Below are 24,870 nucleotides of genomic sequence, written 5' to 3' on the forward strand. Positions count from 1 at the left end.
TCCTCAATTGATTGATCGCCGATGCGTGCCGTCAGGCCCGCTTCCGTCAGAACGGCGCGCCGCCCGGAAAATCCGGCGCGCGGCGCTCGCGCAGCGAACGCATGCCTTCGTGCACGTCCGGTCCCGCAAAGCCCATGAATTCCAGCGCAAGCGACGTATCGAAGGTCGGCCCCGCCGTGCGCAGCCAGTTGTTCAACGCGTACTTGGTCCAGCGTATGGCCGTCTGCGATCCCTGCGCGAGCCGGTTCGCCACTTCGATCGCCCTGGGCAGCAGTTCGCTTTCCTCGACCGCGAGCGACACGAGGCCGATGCGCTCCGCTTCTTCGCCGCTCATCGGCTCGCATAGCAGCAGATAGTACTTGGCCTTCGCCATCCCGCACAGCAGCGGCCACACGATCGCCGCGTGATCGCCCGCCGCGACGCCTAAGCGCGTATGCCCGTCGATGATGCGCGCCGACTTCGCTGCGATCGAGATGTCGGCGAGCAGGCCCGCGACGAGGCCCGCGCCGACCGCCGGGCCGTGCATCGCGGAGACGATCGGCTTGCTGCAGTTGATGACGTTGTACACGAGGTCGCGCGCCTCGCGCCAGACGCGCGCGCGCACGTCGAAGTCGTTCGCCATCTCCTCGACGAGCGCGAGATCGCCGCCCGCCGAGAAGCCCTTGCCTTCGCCGCGAATCAGCGCGACGCGCGTGTCGGGATCGCGGTCGATGTCGCGCCAGATATCGGCCAGTTCGCGGTGCATGTTGGCGTCGGCGGTCGAGAGGCCGCTCTTGTTCGCGCCGGCGCCCGGCATCACCACTTCGAGCACGCCGTGCGCCTGCCGCCGCAATTGCAGCGACGTGTAGCCGCTATAGAGAGAAAGGTCGCTCATACCAGGTTCGCCTGTGATTTAGCGCGGCTGATACACCCATTTGCCGTCGCGGATTTCGACCATCACGCGGGCGCGCTGATCGAGACCGATGTGATCGTTCTGCGTCATGTTGACGAGCCCGTTGGTATCCGCGAAGTTCTTCGTGCCTTCGAGCGCGTCGCGCAGCGCACCGCGAAAGGCGGGCGTGCCGGGCGCGCCCGCTTTCATCGCGATGGGCACGGCGCGTTGCAGCAGCATGCCGGCATCCCACGTGTACGAGCCGAACGCCGACACCGTGCCCGCGCCCTGCTTCGCTTCGTACAGTTTGATGTAGGCGAGCGCGAGCCGCTTGGCCGGATGATCGTCGGGCAACTGCGCGGCGACGAGCACCGGGCTCGTCGGCAGGAAGGTGCCGTTGCAATCCGCTGCGCACACGCGCAGGAAGTCGCGGTTCCCGACGCCGTGGTTGTGATAGACGAGGCCCTTGTAGCCGCGCTGCGCGAGCGTCTTCGGCGGCAACGCGGCGGGCGTGCCGGCCGCGCCGACGACCACCGCGTCCGGCTTCGCCGCGAGGATCTTGAGGATCTGCCCGGTCACGCTCGGGTCCGTGCGGTTGAAGCGCTCGTTCGCCACGACCGCGATCTTGTGAATCTGCGCGAACTTCGCGACCTCGGCGTAGAACGTCTCGCCGAGCGCGTCAGCCTGGCCGATGTAGGCGAGCGTCTTCACGCCATGGTTGCTCGCGTGCTCGACGATCGCCGATGCCATCATCGCGTCGGTCTGCGGCGTCTTGAAGACCCAGCGCCGCTTGTCGTCCACCGGCTCGATGATCTTCGCCGACGAAGCGAGCGAGATGGTCGGCGTCTGGCCTTGCGCGACCACGTCGATCATCGCGAGCGAGTTCGGCGTGATCGACGAACCGATGATCGCATCGACATGCTCTTCGGTGATGAGCTTCTTCGTGCTTTGCACGGCTTGCGTGGTGTCGGAGGCGTCGTCGAGGACGATGTAATCGACCGGGGCGCCGCCCATCTGCTTCGGCAGAAGCGCGGCGGTGTCGCGCGCCGGAATGCCGAGCGATGCGGCCGGTCCGGTGAGCGACAGCACGAGGCCGATCTTGACGTGCGGCGTCTCGGCCAGCGCGGTTGTCGTTGCGGCCAGCGTGATCGCCGTGATCGCCGTGGCCGCGATGGACCCCGCCACCTTCCACCTGCTCCTGCGCATGAGAGTCTCCATGTCGTTTGTTCTTGTCGTGCGGCGCGACGCGCCCCGGCAAGTGTAAGGTGGCGGCTGCGTTCGACGCATCGGGCGAAACCCGTTGCGCCGGCGTTGCGTCGACGTTGCACCGAGGTCGCCTAAGCCGCGCTCAGTGCTCGAGCTGCACGACCGCCTGATCGATCGCGCCGAAGATCGACTTGCCGCCTTCGTCGAACATTTCGATCTTCACGCTGTCGCCGAACTTCATGAACTCCGTTTGCGGCGCGCCGTGCTCGATGGTCTCGAGGCACCGCTTCTCGGCGATGCAGCAGTAGCCGCGCTTCTCGTCCTTGTTCGAGATCGTGCCCGACCCGACGATGGACCCCGCGCGCAGATTGCGCGTCTTCGCCGCATGCGCGATCAGCTGGCCGAAGTGGAAGACCATGTCCACGCCGCAATCCGGCTGGCCGACCTTCTTGCCGTTCCAGTGGACGGTCATCGGCCGATGCACGCGGCCTTCGCGCCAGGCATCGCCGAGTTCGTCCGGCGTGACGGCGACGGGCGAGAACGAAGTCGCCGGCTTGCTCTGGAAGAAGCCGAAGCCTTTCGCGAGTTCGGCGGGAATCAGATTGCGCAGCGAAACGTCGTTGACGAGCATCAGCAGGCGCACGCTTTTCACCGCTTCGTCGGGCGTGGGCGCCATCGGCACGTCGGATGTGATGACCGCGACTTCCGCCTCGAAGTCGATGCCATACGACTCCGACGCGCACACGATGTCGTCCGTCGGCCCGAGAAAGTCGTCGCTGCCGCCCTGGTACATCAGCGGATCGGTCCAGAACTCGGGCGGCATCTGCGCGCCGCGCGCGCGTCGCACGAGTTCCACATGATTGACGTAGGACGAGCCATCGGCCCATTGAAAAGCGCGCGGCAGCGGCGCCATGCACGCTTTCGGATCGAACGCGAACGCATGGCGCGCGCGGCCCTGATTCAGCGCTTCATAGGCGTCGAGCAGTTGCGGCGCGTAGAACGCCCAGTCGTCGAGCGTGCGTTGCAGCGTCGAGACGATTCCATCGGGAATGACGGCCGTGCGCAGGTCGCGCGACACGACGATGAGTTGGCCGTCGCGCGTGCCGTCCTTCAGCGTGGCTAGTTTCATAAAGGCAGTCGTGGCTGGGATGACGTTAAGGGAAATGTATTTTACGATGGTGAATCCCTGTGACTTCGGCTCGCCCGCGCTTTTCATGTCCTCGAACTCGACCGCCACCGCCGACGACGATATCGACGCTTCTGACGCAACTTCGGAGGAGAAGGCGCGCTCCGGCATTCAATCGATCGAAGTCGGCTTCCGCCTGCTCGATGTGCTCACCAACGAGCCGCGCGCGATGATGCTGCGCGATCTCGCGCAGCGCGCGGGCATGAGTCCGGCGAAGGCGCATCGCTATCTCGTGAGCTTCGTGCGGCTCGGGCTTGCATCGCAGGACCCGCTTTCCGGGCGCTACGAACTCGGCGGCTTCGCGCTGCAGATGGGACTCGCGCGGCTCGCGCGCGTGGACGGCGTGAAACTCGCGCGCATCGCGCTCGCCGAACTGCGCGACCGGCTCGATCAGACCGTTGGCATCGCGGTGTGGGGCAATCAGGGGCCGACCGTCGTGCACTGGATGGAATCGAGCTATCCGGCGAAGGCATCGCTCAAACTCGGCGATGTCATGCCGCTGCTGTCGTCGGCGACGGGCCTCTTGTTCGCCGCGTATCTTCCGCGCAGCAAGACGCAGCCGATGCTCGACCGCGAACTCGCGGCCACGAAACAGACGCTCGCGGATGTCGAGCCGCTTCTCGCCGATGTGCGCGAACACGGCGCGGCGCGCGTCGAAGGCATGCTGCTGCCGACGATCCACGCGTTCTGCACGCCGGTGTTCGATTCGACCGGCGCACTCGCGCTCGGGCTCATCGCGCTCGGACACGAAGGCGCGTTCGACACGCGCTGGGGCGGCGAAATCGACACGGCGCTGCGCGAATGCGCGCGCGGCTTGTCGTATGAACTGGGGTACAAGACGGGCGAGCGGTGATGGCGGTTCGTGCGCCGGGGCGAGGAACATGGTTTCCGGCGCGCGTGTCTTAAGATCTCCGCTTTTTTGCTTGCAATTCCGATGTCCCTGTTTTCGATACTTCGCCCTCGTCCCGCGCGCGGGGAGCGCGCCGATGCCGCGTCGTCGCCTTTTGGGCCACGCGGCTGGGGGCGCTGGCTTCTGGCCGCGCTGATCGTCGCCGTCCTGCACTGGATCGCGATGCGCTGGATCGAGCGCGCGAAGCAGCCGGTGAATGAGCCGCCCGCCGAGAAACCGCCCGTGCAGGTGGAATTGCTGACGCCGAAGCCCATCGCGCCGCCGACGCCCGCGAAGCCGGCTGCGCCCGCGCCCGCGAAGAAGCCGCCGCCGACACCCGCCGCGCGCCCGGCGCCCGCGCCCGCGCCCGCCGCCGTTCCGAACGCGACGACGCCTTCGAGCGCCCAGCCGGACGCCGACCTTGCCGCGCAAGAAGCGGCACGGCAGGCTGCGGAACGGGCCGCACAAGCCGCAGCCGCGCAAGCCGCAGCCGCCGCGCAAAACACGGCCGTCGCTTCCGGCGACAAGTTCAGCGTCCCGCCCACCGGCGAATTGCGTTACGACACGCTGGTCAACGGCGTGATGAACCAGACCGGCACGATCCACTGGGCGAACGACGGCCAGCATTACCAGATGGTCGTTTCGATCCCGCTGCCGTTCGTCGGTCCGTACGTTTATCTCAGCCAGGGCCATATCGACGGATTCGGCATCGCGCCCGAGCAGTATTCGGAAAAGCGCGGCCGCCGCGCCGCCGACATCGCCGTCTTCAATCGCGAGACCAGGCAGATCGTCTATACGCGCACGCCGAACGCGCAGCCGCTCGCGGACGGCGCGCAGGACCGCTTCAGCTTCGTCATGCAACTGGCGAGCCTCGTGCGCGGCGCGCCGGATGTTTACAAACCGGGCGTCACGCGCCAGTTCAGCGTTGCCGACAACGACAGCAGCGAAATCTGGCCGATTGAGACCGTCGGCGATGAAACCGTGCAAACGCGCGACGGCTTCGTGAGCGCGCGCCACTTCACGCGTCTGCCGCGCCGCGAAGGAGACCGGCGCAAGCTCGACATCTGGCTCGCGCCCGCGCTGGGCTGGCTTCCCGCGCGCATCGTGCAGACCGAGCCGAACGGCATGCAGATCGAGATGCTCTGGGCGGGAAAGCTCGCGCCGCCGCCCGCTAACGGCCAGCCGGCCGCCCCGGGCATGCCGGATGCGTCGGAGGAAACGGCGCCCGCCGCGGGCGAGGCCGTGAGGCCGTAGCGGCGGCGCCTCGTACTAGACGCACAACGCACAAGCGAACTCCACGGAGCGGATATGCAGGTGAACATCAAAGGCATCGACACGCGATATGTCCTCGATAACGAAGGCGGCGGTCCCTGGCTGACTTTCATCCATCAACTGGCCGGCGATCTGTCGGTGTGGGACCAGATGGCCGGCTACTTCCGCAACAGTTTCACCGTCATGCGCTACGACCTGCGCGGACACGGCCGCACCGCGCTGTCGCCGGACGCCTTCACGATCGACGATCTCGCCGACGACCTCGCCGAATTGCTCGACAGGCTGGGCGCGCCGACCACGCATGTCGTCGGCCTGTCGATTGGCGGCATGGTCGCGCAGAAGTTCGCCATCAACCATGCGGACAAAGTGGATTCCCTGACGGTAGTCGGTGCGCCCGCCTATATCCGCGAGCAAGCGCGCCCGGCGTTCGCCGAACGCGCCGCTTCGGTGCGCGAAAAGGGCATCGGGAGCATTGTCGAGCCGACGCTCGAGCGCTGGCTGACCGAAGGATTTCGCCGCGCGCATCCCGAAGTCGTCGAGCAAATAGGTGAGACGATTGCGCATACGCCGCCCGAAGGTTTCGCGCGCGCCGCCGAAGCCGTGAGCCGTTTCGATGCGAGGAGCGGCCTCGCGTCGATCGCGAAGCGCACGCTCGTGATTGCCGGCGAAGCCGACAATGGCACGCCGCATGCTGAATCCAGAGTGATCGCCGACACCGTGCCGGGCGCGCAATTCGAACTTCTGGATGCGGCACATCTGTCTCCGGTCGAGGCGTCGCAGCGTTTTTGCGCATTGCTCGATGCGTTTCTGCGCAGCCCAGCCTGAGTGCGTTTCAAAAAGAAAAGCCTCGATAACACTGGCAGCACGTCGAGGCCACCCCTTGAATTCCAGCCTGATCGCTCCACTTTTGATGCAGGTCGCCAAGGAGCAACAGGATTAAGGAGTGTCGCCATGCAAATGATCTACAACAGCCCTAACTATTGCGTCGTCGAATTTGCGCCGCAGGCCAACCATCTCGCGATGATGTCGGGCGGTTACGAAATCGTCGACAAGAACACGCAGCGGGAGATTTTCATCGACGGCGAGCTGGCCGCGAAGTTCCGCGAGCACGTCCAGAAGCTGATCGAGGAAGAGCCGTCGCTCGAAGATGTCGACGAATTCCTCGGCCAGTTCGATATTTTGATGAACCAGCCCGTCGTGCTTCACTGAGGGAAGCCTCGCGCCGCCACCGCTTGCCGGCGAAGAGGGCGAGCCAAGCAGCACGGCACACAAGCGACACGCCAGAAAAGACCCCGTCCGTTCATCGGCGGGGTTCTTTTTTTGCGCCCGCCGCGCCTGCAGCGCCCGCGCGGGACGAGAGCGACCGCCCGACGCTGCGGCTACAATGACGGACCATTTCTCTCTCCGGTACAGGGCCCGTCCGTCATGAACCAGAACGCCATTTCGAGCACATCGGGCGCGAGAACGCCCGCGCGCGATTACACGCGCGGCGCGGCGCTGCCCGCGCTCCTGCAGCAACGCATCCTCATTCTCGATGGCGCAATGGGCACCATGATCCAGCGCTACAAGCTCGACGAAGCCGCGTATCGCGGCGAGCGCTTCGAGGACTACGGCCGCGACATCAAGGGCAACAACGAATTGCTGTCGGTCACGCAGCCGCAGATCATCCGCGAGATTCACGACAAATATCTCGCCGCGGGCGCGGACATCATTGAAACCAACACGTTCGGCGCAACGCGCGTCGCGCAGGCCGACTACGGCATGGAAGACCTCGCCGCCGAGATGAATCTCGCATCGGCAAGGCTCGCGCGCGAAGCCTGCGATGCATACTCCACGCCCGACAAGCCGCGCTTCGTCGCCGGCGCAATCGGGCCGACGCCGAAGACCGCGAGCCTTTCGCCGGACGTGAACGACCCCGGCGCGCGCAACGTCACATTCGACGAACTGCGCGAGACTTACTACGAGCAGGCAAAGGCGCTGCTCGATGCCGGCTGCGATCTCTTTCTCGTCGAGACCATTTTCGACACGCTGAACGCGAAAGCCGCGCTCTTCGCGCTCGACGAGTTGTTCGAGAACACGGGCGAGCGGCTGCCGATCATGATCTCGGGCACCGTCACCGACGCCTCGGGGCGCATTCTTTCGGGTCAGACGGTCGAGGCGTTCTGGAACTCGCTGCGCCACGCGAAGCCGCTCACGTTCGGCCTGAACTGCGCGCTCGGCGCGGCGCTGATGCGGCCGTACATCGCGGAGCTGGCGAAGCTGTGCGACACCTATGTGTCGTGCTATCCGAACGCGGGCTTGCCCAATCCGATGAGCGACACCGGTTTCGACGAAACGCCGGACGTCACGTCGCGGCTTCTCAAGGAGTTCGCGCAAGCGGGGCTCGTGAATCTCGCGGGCGGATGCTGCGGGACGACGCCCGAGCACATCGCGGAGATCGCGAAGGCGCTGGCGGAAGTCAAGCCGCGCGCTTTCCCTTCGCAATATCGCGACGCGGCCTGAACGCTTCGATCCGAACCGAGACAAGAACACCATGACCGATCACACGATGCGTCTCTCCGGCCTCGAGGCTTTCAACGTCACCGACGGCTCGCTCTTCATCAACGTCGGCGAGCGCACCAACGTCACGGGATCGAAGGCGTTCGCCCGCATGATCCTCAACGGCCAGTTCGACGAAGCGCTCGCCGTCGCGCGGCAGCAAGTGGAAAACGGCGCGCAGGTCATCGATATCAACATGGACGAAGCCATGCTCGATTCGAAAGCCGCGATGGTGCGCTTTCTGAATCTGATCGCATCCGAGCCGGACATCGCGCGTGTGCCGATCATGATCGACTCGTCGAAGTTCGAGGTGATCGAAGCGGGCCTCAAGTGCGTGCAGGGCAAGGCCATCGTCAATTCGATCTCGCTCAAGGAAGGCGCGGAATCGTTCACGCATCACGCGAAGCTGATCCGGCGCTACGGCGCAGCCGCCGTCGTCATGGCCTTCGACGAACAGGGCCAGGCCGATACCTTCGAGCGCAAGACGCAGATCTGCAAGCGCTCATACGACGTTCTCGTGAACGAAGTGGGCTTCGCGCCCGAGGACATCATCTTCGACCCGAACATCTTCGCGATCGCGACGGGCATCGAGGAACACAACAACTACGCGGTCGATTTCATCAACGCGACGCGCTGGATCAAGCAGAACCTGCCGCATGCGAAGGTGTCCGGCGGCGTGTCGAACGTGTCGTTCTCGTTTCGCGGCAACGATCCGGTGCGCGAAGCCATCCACACCGTCTTCCTGTATCACGCGATTCAGGCGGGCATGGACATGGGCATCGTGAACGCGGGACAACTCGGCGTCTATGCCGATCTCGACTCCGAACTGCGCGAGCGCGTCGAAGATGTGGTGCTCAATCGCCGCGACGACGCGACCGACCGCCTGCTCGAAATCGCCGACAAGTTCAAGACCGGCGCGGCGAGGAGAGAAGAGAACCTCGAATGGCGCAATCAGCCGGTCGAACAGCGGCTTTCGCATGCGCTCGTGCACGGCATCACGAACTTCATCGTCGAAGATACCGAGGAAGTGCGCCAGAAAATCGACGCGGCGGGCGGGCGTCCGATCAACGTGATCGAAGGGCCGCTGATGGACGGCATGAACATCGTCGGCGACCTCTTCGGCGCGGGCAAGATGTTCCTGCCGCAAGTCGTGAAGTCGGCGCGCGTGATGAAGCAGGCCGTCGCGCATCTGATTCCGTTCATCGAGGAAGAGAAAAAGCGCATGGCCGATGCCGGCGCCGACGTGCGCTCGAAGGGCAAGATCGTCATCGCGACCGTGAAGGGCGACGTGCACGACATCGGCAAGAACATCGTGTCGGTCGTGCTCCAGTGCAACAACTTCGAAGTGGTCAACATGGGCGTGATGGTGCCCTGCGCGACCATTCTGCAGAAGGCAAAAGAAGAAGGCGCGGACATCATCGGCCTGTCGGGACTGATTACACCGAGTCTGGAAGAGATGGCTTACGTCGCCTCCGAAATGCAGCGCGACGACTATTTTCGCGGCAAGCAGACGCCGCTTCTGATCGGCGGCGCCACGACCTCGCGCGTGCACACCGCCGTGAAGATCGCGCCGCACTACGATGGCCCGGTGGTCTATGTGCCGGACGCGTCGCGCTCGGTCTCGGTGGCGTCGAGCCTCTTGTCCGACGAAGGCGCCGCGAAGTATCTCGACGAACTCAAGAGCGACTACGAGCGCATCCGCACGCAGCACGCGAACAAGAAAGCGCAGCCGCTCGTCACGTATGCCGAGGCGCGCGCGAACAAGACGAAGATCGACTGGAGCGCGTACACGCCGAAGAAGCCGAGCTTCATCGGCCGGCGCGTGTTCAGGAACTACGACCTCGCGGAGCTGGCGAACTATATCGACTGGGCGCCGTTCTTTCAGACGTGGGATCTCGCGGGCCCGTATCCGGCGATTCTCAACGACGAGATCGTCGGCGAATCGGCGCGGCGCGTGTTCTCGGACGGCAAGTCGATGCTCTCGCGCATCATCCAGGGCCGCTGGCTGACGGCGAACGGCGTCGTCATGCTGCTGCCGGCGAACACGGTCAACGACGACGACATCGAAATCTACACGGACGAATCGCGCTCGCAGGTCGCGATGACCTGGCGCAATCTGCGCCAGCAAAGCGTGCGTCCGGTCGTCGACGGCGTGATGCGCCCGAACCGGTCGCTCGCCGACTTCATCGCGCCGAAGGATTCGGGCGTCGCCGATTACATCGGTCTTTTCGCGGTCACGGCGGGGCTCGGCGTCGACAAGAAGGAAAAGCAGTTCGAAGCCGACCACGACGACTACAGCGCGATCATGCTGAAGGCGCTGGCCGACCGCTTCGCCGAAGCGTTTGCCGAAGCGCTGCACGCGCGCGTGCGCCGCGAACTGTGGGGCTACGCCGCCGGCGAAACGCTCGACAACGAAGCGCTCATCCGCGAACGGTACGTGGGCATTCGTCCGGCGCCGGGGTATCCGGCGTGCCCGGATCATCTCGTCAAGCGCGATATGTTCGAAGTGCTTCAAGCAGACGAACTCGGCATGAGCGTCACCGAATCGCTCGCGATGCTGCCAGCGGCGAGCGTGTCGGGCTTTTATCTCGCGCATCCGGAGAGCACGTACTTTTCCGTCGGCAAGATCGGCGACGATCAGGTGCAGAGCTTCGCCGAGCGCATGGCGGTTTCATCGGCGGATGCGGAGCGCGCGCTCGCCCCGCTGCGCTGAAACACTGCGCGCCAGCCTGCGCTGGCGCACTCGCGCGCCGTGGCAAAACAACATATGCGTGGCGTGATGGCGAAGAAAAGCGTCATGCCGCCAGCGCGAACTTTTTTTAATCCGTAGACTGTCGAAGCGATGGGCCGTCATCACGGCGGTCACGCATTCTTTTGCCACGGAGAAAGTCGCATGAAGAAGATGACGTCCGCCGTAACCATAGCGATGGCCGCGGCTGTGCTCGCCGCATCGAGTCCGGCTGCCTTCGCGCAGGCCAGCAGCACGCAGGCATCGTCGTACTCGCCGCCGCAGACGGAGCACAAGAAGAACACGAAGAAGCCGAGAAAGCCGAAGTCTTCGACGAACGGTCAGTCGCAATAAGCCGTTCGACGGCGACGGCAGGTAAGGAACCCCGCATCGTCATGGTGCGGGGTTTTTGCTTTCAGCGCCGCGCGGCGAGCGGGCCGCGCGTCAGACGCCCCAGAGGATGTCCTTGTTCTCTTTGCGCGCGAGACGCAGCATGTCGAGAAACGGATAGGCGCGCTGCGCAAGCCCGATTGGAATTTCGTGCGGATCGTGGCCAGCTTCGCCTTCGTGGAAGTGACCGTCGTGCTCGGCGCGCTCTTTCTTGTCGCTGATGACGGCCGCCTCCAGCTTTTCGATGGCGACAGGCAGTTCGTCGTGCGTGATGACGCCCCGTTCGGTCAGTTGCTTGCCGATGATGCCGAGCAGATACTCCGCGAGGTTATCGAGCATCATGACATCCGGTGCAGCCATGGTCTTGAATGTGATCAGCATGGAAGAGTCCTTTTCCTTATGTTGGATGACAGCCGGCGTGCGCGAGGCGCGCCGACAAGCCGATCTTTGCAGAACAACCACCCTGAATAGACAGTTTAGCACCTGCTAAACTGCCGGTTTCAGCGGTGGCCGGGCGTCTGGACGCGCCCTCGCGAGTTGCAGGCACGCCTGGCTCGCGCAGGGGTCGGCTATTCAAATCCGCGTCGTATCGGCGCCCCGCATCGCCCGCACCCGACGCACCCGACGCATCGCTCGCATCGCACCCGCATTCGACTCCGCATTCGCTCCACTGGATCACACTCAGCATGCTGCCCGCACACAAAGAAACCCTGGAAACGCTCCTCTCCGACGCCGTCAGGCAGGTCGCGCAATCCACGCAAGGCGCAACCGAAGCCGCGTTCATAGCGCCCGCCATCGTACTCGAACGTCCGAAGGTCGCCGCACATGGCGACGTCGCGTCGAATGTCGCGATGCAGCTCGCCAAGCCGCTGCGCGCGAATCCGCGTCAACTGGCGCAACAGATCGCCGATGCGGTGATGGGCCATGCGGCCGCGAAGGGTCTCGTCGAGAGCGCGGAAGTCGCCGGTCCGGGCTTCATCAATCTGCGTCTCGCCGCGAAGGCGAAGCAAGACGTGATCCCGGCGGTGCTGGACGAAGGCGCGGCGTTCGGCCGCTCGCCGCGCGATGCCGGCAAGCGCGTGCTCGTCGAATTCGTGTCCGCGAACCCGACCGGACCGCTGCATGTGGGCCACGGCCGTCAGGCCGCGCTCGGCGACGCGCTTTCCAACCTGCTCGCGACGCAAGGCTATGCCGTGCATCGCGAGTTCTATTACAACGACGCCGGCGTGCAGATCGGCAACCTCGCCATTTCCACGCAGGCGCGCGCGCGCGGCTTCAAGCCGGGCGACGCGCAATGGCCGGAAGCGGCGTACAACGGCGAGTACATCGCGGATATCGCGCGCGACTACATGGCGGGCGCGACCGTCGCGGCGAAGGACGGCGAGCCGGTCAAGGGCCGCGGCGATGTCGAGGATCTCGAAGCCATCCGCCACTTCGCGGTTGCGTATCTGCGCCACGAACAGGACATGGACCTGACCGCGTTCGGCGTGAAGTTCGACCAGTTCTATCTGGAGTCGTCGCTGTACAAGGAAGGCCGCGTCGAAGAGACGGTGAAGGCGCTGATCGACGCGGGCAAGACCTACGAGCAGGACGGCGCGCTGTGGCTGCGCACCACCGACGACGGCGACGACAAGGACCGCGTGATGAAGAAGTCCGACGGCACGTACACGTACTTCGTGCCCGACGTCGCGTATCACGTCACCAAGTGGCAGCGCGGCTTCACGAAAGTCATCAACGTGCAGGGCTCGGACCATCACGGCACCATCGCGCGGGTGCGTGCGGGGCTGCAAGGGCTCGGCATCGGCATTCCGAAGGGCTATCCCGACTATGTGCTGCACAAGATGGTGACCGTCATGCGCGACGGTCAGGAAGTGAAGATTTCCAAGCGCGCGGGCAGCTACGTGACGGTGCGCGACCTGATCGAATGGTCGGGCGGCATGACACCCGGCAGCGAGACCGCGCCCGATCAGCTCGACGCCGACATGATCCGCCGCGGCCGCGACGCCGTGCGCTTCTTCCTGATTTCGCGCAAGGCCGATACCGAATTCGTGTTCGACATCGACCTCGCGCTCAAGCAGAACGACGAGAACCCGGTCTACTACGTGCAGTACGCGCACGCGCGCATCTGCACGATCCTCAACGACTGGAAGGAACGCTACGGCGGCGACGTGTCGAAGGCGGCGCAGGCCGACTTGTCGCCCCTGTCGAGCGATCGCGCGATGGCGCTCCTCAACAAACTCGCCGAGTTCCCCGAGATGCTCGCGCACGCCGCGGACGAACTCGCGCCGCATGCGGTCGCCTTCTATCTGCGCGACCTCGCTGGCGAATTTCACTCGTTCTACAATGCGGAGCGCGTTCTCGTCGACGACGAAAAGGAGCGCACCGCGCGCATCGCGCTGCTCGCGGCAACGCGTCAGGTGCTCGAAAACGGCCTCGCGACCATCGGCGTGTCGGCCCCGCAGAAGATGTAGTCATCGGTCGCGCGCGCTGTGAATTTGTGACGTTTTGGGCGCGCGCGGGCGAACGCATGGCGCGGGCTTGCTTAGCGCGACCGCTATAATCGTCGGCCAACTCGAAGACTTTTTGCAGGTGATTCATACGATGGCAAAACCAAGCCGCACGTCGAAGCAGTCGCAGTCGAAGCAAACGGGGGGAACCTTTCTCGGCATCGTGCTGGGTCTGATCGTCGGACTCGCGATCGCCGTGATCGTCGCGCTTTACATCACGCGCGCACCGACGCCATTCGTCGCGAAGGTCGCGCCGCCATCGGAATCATCGTCCGCGCCCGCCGCGCAGCCCTACGACCCGAATCGCCCGCTGCAGGGCAAGTCGCCCGGCCAGCCGGTGCCGCAGGCCGCGCAGCCCACGCCGCCGAACACCGCGCCGGGACAGAGCAACAATCAGACGCAATCGTCCGGCGTGCTGGACGAACCGCAGATCGTCGAAGTGCCGCCGAGCGGCGCGGGCACGACGGCTTCCGCGCCGAAGAACGCGAGCCCGGTCATCGCGAAAAAGCCTGAAGCCGCGCCGGGCACGAACGTGCTGGGCGGCTCGACCACCGCCGCCACGCCGCCGAAGAGCGGCTCGACGCCGCCCGCCACGGCAAAGACCACGCCGCCCGCACCCGGCGACGTGAACACCGGCTATTTCCTGCAAGTCGGCGCGTACAAGACGCAGGCGGACGCCGAGCAGCAGCGCGCGCGTCTCGGCTTCCAGGGTTTCGAATCGAAAGTCACGCAGCGCGATGCCGGCGGCGTGACGTACTATCGCGTGCGTATCGGCCCGTTCGCGAAGTTCGAGGACATGAATACGGCGCGTCAGCGTCTGTCCGATGCGGGCGTCGATACCGCCGTCATTCGTTTCTCGAAGCAGTAAGCCCGGTGCGGGCGGCCAGCGATCATGACTGGCGGCCCGCTTCCGGACCGGTTTAAGCCCGGCTTAAGCGTCGTATGTCCCACTAACGGACCTTTCACGCAACCTCGCCTCTTCGCCTCCTTGCACTTCTCGATCATGAAAAAACTCCTCAGCGCCCTCGCCCTTTCCCTCGGCATCGCCGCGTCGTTCAGCGTCGCGGGCACCGCATCGGCCGCGCCCGCCGCAGGCAAGGACTACACCGTGCTGCAGGCGCCGCAGCCGGTCGGCGCGCAGGCGGGCAAGATCGAGGTCATCGAGTTCTTCTGGTACGGCTGCCCGCATTGCAACGAGTTCGAGCCGTACATCGAAGCGTGGGAGAAGAAGCAAGGTCCGGATGTCGTGTTCAAGCGCGTGCCGGTGGCTTTCCGCGACGACTTCATCCCGCATTCGAAGATGTACCACGCGCTCGTTGCGCTGGGCGTCGCGGAGAAAGTCACGCCGGCCGTCTTCAACGAAATCCATGTGAAGAAGGACTACTTGCTCACGCCGCAGGCGCAGGCCGACTTCCTTGCGACGCAAGGCATCGACAAAAAGAAGTACATGGACGCCTACAACTCGTTCTCGACGCAAAGCGACGTCCAGCGCGACGCGAAGCTCTTGCAGGACTACAAGATCGACGGCGTGCCCACTGTCATCGTGCAGGGTAAGTACGTGACCGGCCCGGCGCAGACGAACAGTCTCACCGGTACCACGCAGGTCATGGACTTTCTCGTTCAGCAAGTGCGCGACAAGAAGATGTGATCGCGTGACGCCGGTATGAACGCAGCACCGTTGAAAGTCTTCATCACCGGCGCGTCGAGCGGCATCGGCCTCGCGCTCGCCGACGAATACGTGAAGCGCGGGGCCGTCGTCGGGCTCGTCGCGCGACGCGCCGACTCTCTCGCGGCATTCGCCGCGCGCCATCCTCAGGCTTCCCTCTCCATTTATCCCGCCGACGTGCGCGACCCCGACGCGCTCGCCGATGCCGCGCGCCGCTTCATCGCGGAACACGGCGCTGCGGATGTCGTGATCGCGAACGCGGGCATCAGCCAGGGCGCGCTGACCGGGCACGGCGAGCTCGCGACGTTTCGCGCGGTGATGGACGTGAACTACCTCGGCATGGTCGCCACGTTCGAGCCGTTCATCGCGTCGATGACGGCCGCGCGGCGTGGCACGCTCGTCGGCATTGCGAGCGTCGCGGGCGTGCGCGGGTTGCCGGGCTCGGGCGCGTACAGCGCGTCGAAAGCGGCGGCGGCGAAGTATCTCGAGGCGTTGCGCGTCGAGATGAGGCCGCAGGGCGTCGCGGTCGTCACCATCGCGCCGGGCTACGTGCGCTCGGAAATGACCGCGCACAACCCATATCGCATGCCGTTTCTGATGGACGCGGACCGCTTCGCCGCGAAAACCGCCGACGCCATCGCGCGCAAGGTGCGCTACGCGACGTTTCCGTGGCAGATGCGTGTCGTCGGCATGCTGCTGCATGTGCTTCCGCGCTGGCTCTACGATCCGATCTTCGAGCGCGCGCCGCGCAAACCGCGCGCGATCGACTGACGGACGCTTGAACGAAAAAAAATCCGGCCTCGCAGCCGGATTTTTTTTCAAACGCGAACGCGGCAGGCCGGCGTACCGGCCCGCGCAGCGTACTAGAAAGCCACATACGGCGCGTTGCCGTAGCCGACGTAGACGTGCCGCCCGTAGAAGAACGGCAGGCCGAAATCGAAGTCGCCGGTCATGCCTAACTGACCGCCGAGGCTATTGAACGCGAACTTGCCGCTGCCGGCAGTCAGCGTGCGCGCGCTCACGAGGCTGAACGGAACCGTCGCGGTGTGGCCTTCCGTGCCCGTGACGCTCACCGTGAGCGACTGCTCGGAACTCGGACAGTAGAACACGCTCGTGCTCGAACATAGCGGGAAGCTGTCCTGGAAGAAGTTGCCGTTCGATCCGGTGTCGAAGAACGTCTGATACGTAGCGCCCTTGTACGAGCCGCTCACGTCGCCATACGCGTCGGTGCCGAACTGCGTCACGTTGGCGACCGCGTTGTTGCCCTGCGTGCCGATGCCGAATATCAGCGTGCCGCTCGCGCTGGCGGCACCGGTATCGGAAATCGGCGGCAACTGCACGATGACCCCGTTGTTGTCGACCGGGAACTTGCGGACCGGATTCGTCACTTGCTGCGCGACCGGCACGACGGTGCCCGTGCAATTCGTGCCGTTCGTGCAGGCGAAGTACATGGCGTTCTGCGCCGTGGACGCGCAGTTCGCGCCGCAATCCTGCGCGAGCGTGCCGATGCCGAGAATGCCGTTCGCGCCGATCTCGGCGGCGGTGTTCTCGTCGTTGCCGGACGGACAGCCGTTGAGTCCCGTCGGCGCCGCCGATGGGTCCAGATCGCCGATGATCTGCACCGGCACCGCGCTCGCCACTTCGGAACCGATGCGAACGTCCGCCTGACGCACCGTGCCGAACGTGTAGCCGTCCGCGAAGCCGGCGCATTCGGCAAGTTGTCCGCCGTTCTGCGCGGTCGCGACCGGCAGCGCGCCGATGACCGATTGCGCCGCCGAATTGAGCAGGCGCAGGCCGAACGAAGCGGTGTCGATCTGAATGTTGTCGATGGTCTGACAGACGTTCGTGCCGGGCGCACAGACCGTCACCGAGACGTTCGGGATGTTCACGAAGTTGGCGACGCCGCCGTTGACGGTGATCGGCACCGCGTTCGTGCCGTTCGGCGTGATGGGTTGCGCGGTGGCCGTGCTGGACGAACCGCCGCCCGAGCCGCCCGAACCGCCGCCTGAGCCGCCGCCCGAGCCGCCGCTGGAACTGGAGTGATTGTCGTCGCCGCCGCCGCCGCATGCCGCGAGCGTCAGCGCGAGACAGAGCGCGCCGAGCCAGCGCACTGCATTGCCGGCGCGCGAGGAGCCTTGAGCGCCGAGGCCGAGTGTCGTTCTACGCATTATCGGATTCTCCCGTCGCTTACTGGATATCGCTGGCGGAAACGCCGGCGGGCAAGGATTGCGGCAGATACGCATTGCCGGCGAACGCGCCCATGTGACCGCTCGAATGCACGACGAGATCCGATCCTTCGACGCTCACCGCGCCGCGTCCGCCGCGTTCGGCGCGCTGCGCGAGCAGGCCTTGCTTGTACTGCGGGAAATAGCTGCCAAGGAGCGTCGAGAGGTCCGGCACGCGCGGTCCGCGCCACGCGATGCCGAACACCGTGCCGCCCGAGGACACGTATTCGTTGATGACCGTGCCGCTTGCGAGCGTCGTCGTGCGGACGGAGTAGTTCGCCGCAGCCGATGCCGACGCGCCGGATGCGCCCGTCGCGGCGTGCACGACGGCGTTGGCGGCGGTCGCGCCCTGCGGCGCGGTCAGGGGCTGGCTGCCGAGCGCGGCATGCGCGGGGCCGATGGCGCATACGCCGAGCGCGCCGGCGACGAGCGCCAGCGCGGTTGTCAGATGCCCATGACGGGGTTGCTTCAGTTCCTTCACTGGGCCTCCTGTCGATCTTTCGTGGATGGTTGATTGCCTGCGGGAGCGACGCTCCCCTAGCGAGACGGCGCACTCGGACGAATCCGCAGCGATCCGGGCCAGGAAGTGGCCGCGTTTTTCGCGCTCTGCCGATGCTATAGCCATCAGTATGCCAAATCCCCCGCGGCACCCGCCGGTTCGGCGGCGCACGCGGCGCGCGTCATAGGCTTCGCAACCGTAAGGCGCCTGCAAGTTCCACGTCGATCGATGGTTGCCGAAAGCGGCGAATCCCGCCATCCGCGCGACAGACGCAACAACGCGGAACGCATCCCGAAGATGCGCTCCGCGTCATGTGCTGCGGCGAAGGGAAGCCTAGAAGCCCAAGCTCGCGAGCAGATCGTCCACTTGCGACTGATCCTGCACGACGTCGCTGCGTCCCTGCGGATTGATCTGCGGGCCGTTCATCAGGGTTTCCTGCGCGCCGCTCGCCGAAACGAGCGCCGCCGCCGATGCCGCGAACTGCTCGCGGCGCTCCGGCGCGATGTTTTCCAGCAGCACGCCGAGCAATTGCTGCTCGATCAGATAAACGACATCCGTGATCTTCTTGATGACCTGCCCGGTCAAGTCCTGAAAATCCTGCGCGAGCATGATTTCCAGCAGTTGCGTGTTGGTCGCCTGCGTCTTTTCGGGCACGCTTTGCAGAAAAGTACGCGTCTGCGCGAGCAGCTCGCCCGCCTCGCCCTGCGCGAGCGGCGCGCCGTACCATTGCGCCCAGCGCTCGTCGAGCGCCTGCGCTTCGCGCTGCATGGCTTCCTGCATCGGCTTGGCAAGCTCGATGGCGTTGAGCGCGCGGTCCGCCGCCTGCTCGGTCATCGTCGCGACGTATTTCAGGCGGTCGCGCGCGTCGGGGACGGCTTGCGCGGCGGCTTCAACCTGCTTGTCGAGTCCCAGTTCGCGCATGGAGTCGCGCAGCGTGCGCGTCAGTTGGCCGATGCGCGCCAGAATGCGGTCGGTAGACTGATCGCCTTCGCTCTCGGCAACCGCTGCGGAAAGTTCAGTGGTCAGATCGTTCACGATCAGCTCCCGGTTTTGGCCATCTTCTCGAGAATCTTGGTGAGCTTCTCGTCGAGCGTGGCGGCCGTGAAGGGCTTGACCACGTAACCGTTCGCGCCGGCCTGCGCCGCCGCGATGATGTTCTCCTTCTTCGATTCCGCCGTCACCATCAGCACCGGCAGATGCGAGAGCGTCGCGTCGGCGCGAATCTGCTGCAGCATCGAAAGGCCGTCGAGATTCGGCATGTTCCAGTCGGAAATCACGAAGTCGAAGCCGCCGCCGCGCAGACGCGCGAGGCCCGCCGCGCCGTCTTCCGCTTCGTCGACGTTCGAGTAGCCCAGCTCCTTCAGCAGATTGCGCACGATACGGCGCATCGTCGGAAAATCGTCGACGACGAGGATCTTCATGTTCTTGTCCATCACCACTCCTTGTGTTCTTCAACGCGGCGACGCCGCACATTCAATCGAAAAAATCAGACGCGCTGTACGCGGTCGCCCATCGACGCCAGCCGCGCCATCACGCGGCGGCTCATTTCAGAAAGCGGCGCGACTTCGCTTGCGCCGCCCATTGCAATTGCTTCGCGCGGCATGCCGAACACCACGCAGCTCGCTTCGTCCTGTGCGAGCGTGTACGCGCCCGCCTGCTGCATCTCCAGCAACCCCGCCGCGCCGTCGCGGCCCATGCCGGTCAGGATCACGCCGATCGCGTTCTTGCCCGCGTGCTGCGCGGCCGAGCGGAACAGCACGTCCACCGAAGGACGATGCCGGTTCACCGGCGGCGCATCGGAAAGATGCGCGACGTAGTTCGCCCCGCTTCGCGCGAGCACGAGGTGCGCATGCCCCGGCGCGATATACGCATGCCCCGGCAAGACGCGCTCGCCATGCTCCGCTTCCTTCACGGTGATGCGGCACAGCCCGTTCAGGCGCTGCGCAAACGACTTCGTGAAGCCGGGCGGCATGTGCTGCGCGATCATCACCGCGGGCGCATCGGGCGGCAGCGGCAGGAGCACTTCGCGGATCGCTTCGGTGCCGCCCGTCGATGCCCCGACGATCACGAGCTTCTCCGTCGACACGAGCGGGTTGTTGAAGTGCGGCGCCGGCTTGTTCGCCGCGTGCGTCTGCGCCGGCGAAGCGTGGCTCGTCTGCCGCACGCGCGCACGCGAGGCCGCGCGCACCTTGTCCGCGAGCTTTTCGGCGTAATCGAGCATGCCTTCGCGGATGCCGACTTTCGGCTTCGTCACGAAATCCACCGCGCCGAGTTCCAGCGCGCGCAGCGTGATTTCGTTGCCGCGCTCCGTCAGCGACGACACCATCACGACCGGCATCGGCCGCAGGCGCATCAGCTTCTCGAGAAAGTCGAGGCCGTCCATGCGCGGCATTTCCACGTCGAGCGTCAGCACGTCCGGGTTATGCAGCTTGATGAGTTCGCGCGCGACGAGCGGATCGGGCGCGGTCGCGCACACCTGCATGTCGGGCTGCGAGTTGATGATCTCGGTCATCAGGCTTCGCACGAGCGCCGAGTCGTCGACGCACAGCACGTTGATCTTCGGTGTCGCATTCGTCGCGTTCATGCTTCCTCCGCCGCTTTCGCGCCGCGCGTCGCGCGCGCGATGCCGCTGAACAATTCGACGCGCGGCTTCGCTGCGCCCGCCGTCGATGCTGTATTGACCGCGCCGGCGCGTGACGCGCCGAACAGCTCGACGCGCGGCTTTGAAGCAGCGGTCGCGGGGGGACCGGCAGGAACCGCGGGCTTCACGCGATCGACGTTGAAAAGTTCGACACGCGCGCGTGCCTGCGCAAGCCGTTGCGCGCGCTCCTCCGGCGTGCGCTGCACGAGCGCCTGCTCGCGCTCGACGACGACCGGATCGTGCTGCGTCTTCAGCTTCTTGACCATCACCTGACCGGTGCGCGGCATGAACGCGACCTTGCGCGGATACATGCCCTGCAAGTCCTCGGCGACGATGCGAATCTTCTCCAGCGCCAGATAGCGGCGCACGAACTCCGAATTGCGGTCACCGATGTTGATCGTCGTCATGCCCGCGAGCACCGCGCCGCCGCCGAAAACCTTCGCTTCGAATCGTTCGCGCCGCCCGCCCCGCTTGATGAGTTCGTTGATGAGCACTTCCATCGCGTAAGCGCCGTAGCGCATGGAGTCCGACGAAGCATGCGACGGATCGGAACCGTCGTCGGGCAGCATGAAGTGATTCATTCCGCCGATGCCCGCCGTGCGATCGTTGATGCACGCCGCCACGCACGAGCCGAGCACGGTCACGAGCACCATGTCTTCGCTCGTCATGTAGAACTCGTTCGGCAGGAGCTTCACGCCCTGCTTCTTGAAGTGATTGTCGTAATACAGGTTCGACGCGATCGGCAGTGCGCTCATGCCGGCTCTCCGGCGAGTGCGCGCGCGGCCTTCGCTGCGCCGGCCGGCTTCGCGTCGCGCATCAGTTCGTACACGGTCTGACCGCGCAGCCGGAACGCCTGCGACACATACGTGAAGTTTTCCGAATGACCCGCGAACAGCAGCGCGCCCGGCTTCATCAACGGCTCGAAGCGCGAGAGCACCTGGCCTTGCGTCGGCTTGTCGAAGTAGATCATCACGTTGCGGCAGAAGATGGCGTCGAACGGACCTTTCACGTCGTAGCGCGCATCGGTCAGATTCACGCGGCCGAAGCTCACCATCGCGCGCAACTCGGGGCGCACCTTCACGAGACCGGCGTGCGCGCCCGTGCCCTTCAGAAAGAAGCGCTTCAAGCGCTCCACCGGCAGCGCCTTCACCTGATCGAGCGAGTACACGCCCGCGTCGGCCTTGGCGAGCACCTGACTGTCGATGTCGCTCGCGAACACCGTGCAATGGCGCGCGGCCTGCTCGCCGAGCGCTTCGACGAGCGTCATGGCGATGGAATACGGCTCCTCGCCCGTCGATGCCGCCGAACACCACACCGACAGCGGCTGCTGACGGCGCTTGGCGAAGTCCGCGAGAATCGGAAAGTGATGCGACTCGCGGAAGAACGCGGTGAGGTTGGTGGTCAACGCGTTGACGAACGCTTCCCATTCGGCGTTGTCGTCGTTGGATTCGAGGCGGTCGAGATACTGCTTGAACGTGTCGAGGCCACAGGCGCGCAGGCGTCGGGCGAGCCGGCTGTAGGCCATGTCGCGCTTGTGGTCGGACAGCGAAATACCCGCGCGGCGATGAATCAGCTCGCGAATCCGGGCGAAGTCCGCCACGGTGAATTCGAAATCGCGCTCGACTTCCGGCCCGCGTATGCCGCCGGCGAGTTCGACGCGTGCGTGAGGTGCATTACGCGTTGCCATGATGATGTCTCGTGCTTTCCTGTCGCGCCCGCCGCGCCGCCCGCTGTGACTGCTGTTCGCGGCCATGCGATGCGCCGCATGGCCGCTTCAGCCAGCGTGCTTCAGAAGGTTTCCCAGTCGCCGTCGTCGGCGGTGGTCGCTTTCGCTTTGCGGGGCGCGGCTGCGAGCGCCGGGGCGCTCGCGCGGGGCGCGGCGCTTGCCGGGCTCGCGGGTTTCACTGCATCGCGAGCCTTGTTCTTGATAACGGCCGTTTCGCGCCCGACGTTAGACTGTTGCGCAACTTTCGGTGCGCTGACGGGCGCTGCGGTCGACGTTGCCGATGCCGATGCCGATGCCGATGCCGATGCCGCCGACGAAGGTTCGATGCGCGTTTCCCTGGCCGCGACGGGCGCAAGACGCGCCGCCGCCACCGATGCGCTGGGCCTCGCGGACACCGACGCCGACGCCGACGCGCCACCTTCGACGCGCCATTGCCCGACGACATCCTTCAACTGCCGCGTCTGCTCCTCGAGCGAAGCCGCCGCCGCCGCCGCTTCCTCGACGAGCGCCGCGTTCTGCTGCGTCACGCTGTCCATCTGCGTGACGGCGCGGTTCACCTGCTCGATGCCGTCCGACTGCTCTTCCGACGCCGCGCTGATCTCGCCCATGATGTCGGTCACGCGGCGCACGGCCTGCACGATCTCGCCCATCGTTTCGCCGGCGCGCGTCACCAGTTCCGAGCCGCTTTGCACCTTCCCGGCCGAATCGCCGATCAGCGCCTTGATTTCCTTCGCCGCCGCCGCGCTGCGTTGCGCGAGCGAGCGCACTTCGCCCGCCACGACCGCGAAGCCGCGTCCTTCCTCGCCGGCGCGCGCCGCTTCCACGGCTGCGTTCAGCGCGAGGATGTTGGTCTGGAACGCGATGCCTTCGATCACGCCGATGATGTCCACGACCTTGCTCGAACTCGATGCGATCGCGTTCATCGTATCGACGACCTGCTCGACGACCTGGCCGCCGCGCGACGCGATATCCGATGCGTTCACCGCGAGCTGGCTCGCCTGACGCGCGTTGTCGGCGTTCTGCTTCACCGTGCTCGTCAGCTCTTCCATGCTCGACGCCGTTTCCTGAAGCGACGCCGCCTGCTCTTCCGTGCGCTGCGAGAGATCCGTATTGCCGCTCGAGATTTCGTGCGCGCCGACATCGATCGATTCCGCGCCGCGATGCACCGCGCCGACCATCGCGGTCAGGTTCGTGCGCATGCGCTCGATGCCCGCGAAAAGACGCCCGATCTCATTCGTGCTGTCCGACTGCGCCGGCTTCGTGAGATCGCCGCGCGAGATGCGCTCGAAGTGGTCGACCGCGTCGTTGATCGGCTGCACGATCAGACTGCGCAGCGCGAAGCGCGTGCCGATCAGCATGAGCACGGACACGCCGAGCATCGCGCCGATGACCGCGATGAGCGTCGAGTCGCGCGACGCCGCGTTTTCGCGCGACTGCTGCGCGTGTTGCTGCTGGAATGCGACCGCCGCCGAGACCGCCTGATCGAACGAGACGAACATCGGGCTGATCTTCGTGTCGGCGATGGCGTGGTACGCGGCCATGTCGTTCGCGCGCATCGCGGCGAATTCGGCCTCGACGCCGGTTTTCATCAGCGTGTCGTGCTGCGAAACGAGCGCATCGAGCGTCTCTTGCGGCAGCATCGGCTTCTTGGTGTCGAGGTAGAGCTTCCAGTTCTCGTAGCTCTTGTCGAGCAGGAACTGGCCGCGCTCCATCGCTTTTTTCGCTTCCGCTTCGTTACCGGCTTCGGTGAGCGAGCGCACGCGGTCGAGCGTGACGCGCGAGCGCAGCAGATACGACGACGTTTCCGCCAGCGCACGCATCGCCACCATGTCTTCCTCGGCAAGCGAGGTGAGCGACGCGCTCGCCGATTTCAGGCCGGCGAGCGACAGCGCGGCGATGACGGCCGCGCAACCGACGAACAACAGACCGACGAGCGTGAGCGTCGTGCGGATGGACAACTTCTTGAACATGGCTTTCTTCCTTCTCGCGACGCGTGCGAGCGCCTCTTATGCGGAAACGGAGTCGATCAACTCCATCTCGCGGCTGGTCATGAGCTTTTCGATATCCATCAGGATCAGCATGCGGCCATCCACCGTGCCTAAGCCCGTGAGGTATTCCGCCGTGAGCGTCGCGCCGAATTCCGGCGCGGGCATCACCTGATCCGGCGTGAGCGTCAGCACGTCGGAGACGCCGTCCACCACCATGCCGACCACGCGATGCGCGACATTCAGGATGATGACGACCGTCTGGTTGTCGTACTCGACGCGCCCCAGGTTGAACTTGATGCGCATATCGACGATCGGCACGATGATGCCGCGCAGATTGATCACGCCCTTGATGAATGCGGGCGCATTCGCGATGCGCGTCACGCTGTCGTAGCCGCGGATTTCCTGCACCTTCAGGATGTCGATGCCGTACTCTTCCGCGCCCAGCGTGAACACGAGGAATTCCTGTCCGGCTGCTTCGGCGTGCTGCGCATCGCGGCGCGAAGAGTTTGCGGCTTGAGTCGATTGGATGTCTGCCATG

Annotated in this window: 24 protein-coding genes; 11 read left to right on the forward strand and 13 right to left on the reverse strand. The window is 65.3% G+C overall.

What is annotated here, in order from left to right; genetic code table 11:
* Positions 1-46: 46 nt before the first annotated feature.
* The 3 genes from LDZ27_RS13610 to LDZ27_RS13620 all read right to left on the reverse strand — a co-directional run bounded on the left by LDZ27_RS13610 (position 47) and on the right by LDZ27_RS13620 (position 3,206).
* Positions 47-874 carry an enoyl-CoA hydratase/isomerase family protein gene (locus LDZ27_RS13610; RefSeq protein WP_244814588.1) on the reverse strand — a complete coding sequence of 276 codons (828 nt, stop codon included), beginning with the start codon at positions 872-874 and terminating at the stop codon, positions 47-49.
* Between the two features lie 18 nt (positions 875-892).
* Entirely contained in the window at positions 893-2,077 is a 1,185-nt protein-coding gene (locus LDZ27_RS13615) for an ABC transporter substrate-binding protein (RefSeq protein WP_244814589.1), read from the reverse strand.
* 142 nt (positions 2,078-2,219) lie between these two features.
* On the reverse strand, positions 2,220-3,206 hold the full coding sequence (locus LDZ27_RS13620) for a fumarylacetoacetate hydrolase family protein (RefSeq protein ID WP_244814590.1): 987 nt from the start codon (positions 3,204-3,206) through the stop codon (positions 2,220-2,222).
* Positions 3,207-3,291: 85 nt separating this feature from the next.
* On the opposite strand from LDZ27_RS13620, the gene LDZ27_RS13625 reads away from it, so the two are divergent.
* The 7 genes from LDZ27_RS13625 to LDZ27_RS13655 all read left to right on the forward strand — a co-directional run bounded on the left by LDZ27_RS13625 (position 3,292) and on the right by LDZ27_RS13655 (position 11,044).
* Entirely contained in the window at positions 3,292-4,116 is an 825-nt protein-coding gene (locus LDZ27_RS13625; protein WP_370653322.1) for an IclR family transcriptional regulator, read from the forward strand.
* A gap of 81 nt (positions 4,117-4,197) precedes the next feature.
* Positions 4,198-5,406: a DUF3108 domain-containing protein gene (locus LDZ27_RS13630; protein ID WP_244814592.1), complete on the forward strand. Its 1,209-nt coding sequence runs from the start codon at positions 4,198-4,200 to the stop codon at positions 5,404-5,406.
* Between the two features lie 54 nt (positions 5,407-5,460).
* Positions 5,461-6,249 (forward strand): alpha/beta fold hydrolase, encoded by a 789-nt coding sequence (locus LDZ27_RS13635; protein WP_244814593.1) that lies wholly within the window; start codon positions 5,461-5,463, stop codon positions 6,247-6,249.
* Between the two features lie 126 nt (positions 6,250-6,375).
* Positions 6,376-6,633, forward strand: coding sequence for a DUF3567 domain-containing protein (locus LDZ27_RS13640; RefSeq protein ID WP_244814594.1), 258 nt, complete (start codon positions 6,376-6,378; stop codon positions 6,631-6,633).
* A gap of 216 nt (positions 6,634-6,849) precedes the next feature.
* Positions 6,850-7,926 carry a homocysteine S-methyltransferase family protein gene (locus LDZ27_RS13645; RefSeq protein ID WP_244814595.1) on the forward strand — a complete coding sequence of 359 codons (1,077 nt, stop codon included), beginning with the start codon at positions 6,850-6,852 and terminating at the stop codon, positions 7,924-7,926.
* 31 nt (positions 7,927-7,957) lie between these two features.
* Entirely contained in the window at positions 7,958-10,675 is a 2,718-nt protein-coding gene (gene metH, locus LDZ27_RS13650; RefSeq protein WP_244814596.1) for a methionine synthase, read from the forward strand.
* Between the two features lie 180 nt (positions 10,676-10,855).
* A complete protein-coding gene (locus LDZ27_RS13655; protein WP_244814597.1) occupies positions 10,856-11,044 on the forward strand; it encodes a hypothetical protein in 189 nt (62 codons plus the stop codon).
* A 90-nt stretch (positions 11,045-11,134) separates the two neighbouring features.
* Here LDZ27_RS13655 and LDZ27_RS13660 read toward each other — a convergent pair whose 3' ends face one another.
* Positions 11,135-11,461, reverse strand: coding sequence for a DUF1840 domain-containing protein (locus tag LDZ27_RS13660; RefSeq protein ID WP_244814598.1), 327 nt, complete (start codon positions 11,459-11,461; stop codon positions 11,135-11,137).
* A gap of 305 nt (positions 11,462-11,766) precedes the next feature.
* Between LDZ27_RS13660 and argS the strand changes: the two genes are divergently transcribed.
* The 4 genes from argS (at position 11,767) to LDZ27_RS13680 (ending at position 16,024) form a co-directional block, all read left to right on the forward strand.
* Positions 11,767-13,551, forward strand: a complete 1,785-nt coding sequence (argS, locus tag LDZ27_RS13665; protein ID WP_244814599.1) for an arginine--tRNA ligase — start codon at positions 11,767-11,769, stop codon at positions 13,549-13,551.
* Between the two features lie 130 nt (positions 13,552-13,681).
* A complete protein-coding gene (locus LDZ27_RS13670) occupies positions 13,682-14,455 on the forward strand; it encodes an SPOR domain-containing protein (protein WP_244814600.1) in 774 nt (257 codons plus the stop codon).
* A gap of 135 nt (positions 14,456-14,590) precedes the next feature.
* Entirely contained in the window at positions 14,591-15,235 is a 645-nt protein-coding gene (locus tag LDZ27_RS13675; protein ID WP_244814601.1) for a thiol:disulfide interchange protein DsbA/DsbL, read from the forward strand.
* Positions 15,236-15,250: 15 nt separating this feature from the next.
* Positions 15,251-16,024: an SDR family oxidoreductase gene (locus tag LDZ27_RS13680; RefSeq protein WP_244814602.1), complete on the forward strand. Its 774-nt coding sequence runs from the start codon at positions 15,251-15,253 to the stop codon at positions 16,022-16,024.
* A 92-nt stretch (positions 16,025-16,116) separates the two neighbouring features.
* Here LDZ27_RS13680 and LDZ27_RS13685 read toward each other — a convergent pair whose 3' ends face one another.
* The 9 genes from LDZ27_RS13685 to cheW all read right to left on the reverse strand — a co-directional run bounded on the left by LDZ27_RS13685 (position 16,117) and on the right by cheW (position 24,869).
* The gene (locus tag LDZ27_RS13685) at positions 16,117-17,421 is read right to left on the reverse strand and encodes a DUF3443 domain-containing protein (protein WP_244814603.1); all 1,305 of its coding nucleotides are present in this window, start codon (positions 17,419-17,421) and stop codon (positions 16,117-16,119) included.
* A gap of 19 nt (positions 17,422-17,440) precedes the next feature.
* Positions 17,441-17,959 (reverse strand): DUF2844 domain-containing protein, encoded by a 519-nt coding sequence (locus tag LDZ27_RS13690; RefSeq protein ID WP_244814604.1) that lies wholly within the window; start codon positions 17,957-17,959, stop codon positions 17,441-17,443.
* Positions 17,960-18,310: 351 nt separating this feature from the next.
* Positions 18,311-19,012: a protein phosphatase CheZ gene (gene cheZ / locus LDZ27_RS13695; RefSeq protein ID WP_244814605.1), complete on the reverse strand. Its 702-nt coding sequence runs from the start codon at positions 19,010-19,012 to the stop codon at positions 18,311-18,313.
* Positions 19,013-19,014: 2 nt separating this feature from the next.
* Entirely contained in the window at positions 19,015-19,410 is a 396-nt protein-coding gene (cheY, locus tag LDZ27_RS13700; protein ID WP_244814606.1) for a chemotaxis response regulator CheY, read from the reverse strand.
* Positions 19,411-19,463: 53 nt separating this feature from the next.
* Positions 19,464-20,561 carry a chemotaxis response regulator protein-glutamate methylesterase gene (locus tag LDZ27_RS13705; RefSeq protein WP_244814607.1) on the reverse strand — a complete coding sequence of 366 codons (1,098 nt, stop codon included), beginning with the start codon at positions 20,559-20,561 and terminating at the stop codon, positions 19,464-19,466.
* Complete coding sequence (cheD, locus tag LDZ27_RS13710; RefSeq protein ID WP_244814608.1) at positions 20,558-21,373, reverse strand: chemoreceptor glutamine deamidase CheD; 816 nt, start codon at positions 21,371-21,373, stop codon at positions 20,558-20,560. Before cheD ends, LDZ27_RS13705 begins: the two co-directional genes overlap by 4 nt.
* Positions 21,370-22,308 carry a CheR family methyltransferase gene (locus LDZ27_RS13715; RefSeq protein WP_244816151.1) on the reverse strand — a complete coding sequence of 313 codons (939 nt, stop codon included), beginning with the start codon at positions 22,306-22,308 and terminating at the stop codon, positions 21,370-21,372. The genes cheD and LDZ27_RS13715 overlap by 4 nt, the downstream gene beginning before the upstream one ends.
* A gap of 98 nt (positions 22,309-22,406) precedes the next feature.
* Positions 22,407-24,314, reverse strand: a complete 1,908-nt coding sequence (locus LDZ27_RS13720; RefSeq protein WP_244814609.1) for a methyl-accepting chemotaxis protein — start codon at positions 24,312-24,314, stop codon at positions 22,407-22,409.
* A 36-nt stretch (positions 24,315-24,350) separates the two neighbouring features.
* The gene (cheW, locus tag LDZ27_RS13725; protein WP_244814610.1) at positions 24,351-24,869 is read right to left on the reverse strand and encodes a chemotaxis protein CheW; all 519 of its coding nucleotides are present in this window, start codon (positions 24,867-24,869) and stop codon (positions 24,351-24,353) included.
* Position 24,870: the final 1 nt, after the last annotated feature.

It is taken from the genome of Caballeronia sp. Lep1P3 (assembly GCF_022879595.1).
GTDB lineage: Bacteria > Pseudomonadota > Gammaproteobacteria > Burkholderiales > Burkholderiaceae > Caballeronia.

Coding starts and splice junctions, on each gene's coding strand:
- LDZ27_RS13610 (WP_244814588.1), bottom strand. CDS start 874: ATGAGCGACCTTTCTCTCTATAGCGGCTACACGTCGCTGCAATTGCGG.
- LDZ27_RS13615 (WP_244814589.1), bottom strand. CDS start 2,077: ATGCGCAGGAGCAGGTGGAAGGTGGCGGGGTCCATCGCGGCCACGGCG.
- LDZ27_RS13620 (WP_244814590.1), bottom strand. CDS start 3,206: ATGAAACTAGCCACGCTGAAGGACGGCACGCGCGACGGCCAACTCATC.
- LDZ27_RS13625 (WP_370653322.1), top strand. CDS start 3,292: ATGTCCTCGAACTCGACCGCCACCGCCGACGACGATATCGACGCTTCT.
- LDZ27_RS13630 (WP_244814592.1), top strand. CDS start 4,198: ATGTCCCTGTTTTCGATACTTCGCCCTCGTCCCGCGCGCGGGGAGCGC.
- LDZ27_RS13635 (WP_244814593.1), top strand. CDS start 5,461: ATGCAGGTGAACATCAAAGGCATCGACACGCGATATGTCCTCGATAAC.
- LDZ27_RS13640 (WP_244814594.1), top strand. CDS start 6,376: ATGCAAATGATCTACAACAGCCCTAACTATTGCGTCGTCGAATTTGCG.
- LDZ27_RS13645 (WP_244814595.1), top strand. CDS start 6,850: ATGAACCAGAACGCCATTTCGAGCACATCGGGCGCGAGAACGCCCGCG.
- metH (WP_244814596.1), top strand. CDS start 7,958: ATGACCGATCACACGATGCGTCTCTCCGGCCTCGAGGCTTTCAACGTC.
- LDZ27_RS13655 (WP_244814597.1), top strand. CDS start 10,856: ATGAAGAAGATGACGTCCGCCGTAACCATAGCGATGGCCGCGGCTGTG.
- LDZ27_RS13660 (WP_244814598.1), bottom strand. CDS start 11,461: ATGCTGATCACATTCAAGACCATGGCTGCACCGGATGTCATGATGCTC.
- argS (WP_244814599.1), top strand. CDS start 11,767: ATGCTGCCCGCACACAAAGAAACCCTGGAAACGCTCCTCTCCGACGCC.
- LDZ27_RS13670 (WP_244814600.1), top strand. CDS start 13,682: ATGGCAAAACCAAGCCGCACGTCGAAGCAGTCGCAGTCGAAGCAAACG.
- LDZ27_RS13675 (WP_244814601.1), top strand. CDS start 14,591: ATGAAAAAACTCCTCAGCGCCCTCGCCCTTTCCCTCGGCATCGCCGCG.
- LDZ27_RS13680 (WP_244814602.1), top strand. CDS start 15,251: ATGAACGCAGCACCGTTGAAAGTCTTCATCACCGGCGCGTCGAGCGGC.
- LDZ27_RS13685 (WP_244814603.1), bottom strand. CDS start 17,421: ATGCGTAGAACGACACTCGGCCTCGGCGCTCAAGGCTCCTCGCGCGCC.
- cheY (WP_244814606.1), bottom strand. CDS start 19,410: ATGGACAAGAACATGAAGATCCTCGTCGTCGACGATTTTCCGACGATG.
- LDZ27_RS13705 (WP_244814607.1), bottom strand. CDS start 20,561: ATGAACGCGACGAATGCGACACCGAAGATCAACGTGCTGTGCGTCGAC.
- cheD (WP_244814608.1), bottom strand. CDS start 21,373: ATGAGCGCACTGCCGATCGCGTCGAACCTGTATTACGACAATCACTTC.
- LDZ27_RS13720 (WP_244814609.1), bottom strand. CDS start 24,314: ATGTTCAAGAAGTTGTCCATCCGCACGACGCTCACGCTCGTCGGTCTG.
- cheW (WP_244814610.1), bottom strand. CDS start 24,869: ATGGCAGACATCCAATCGACTCAAGCCGCAAACTCTTCGCGCCGCGAT.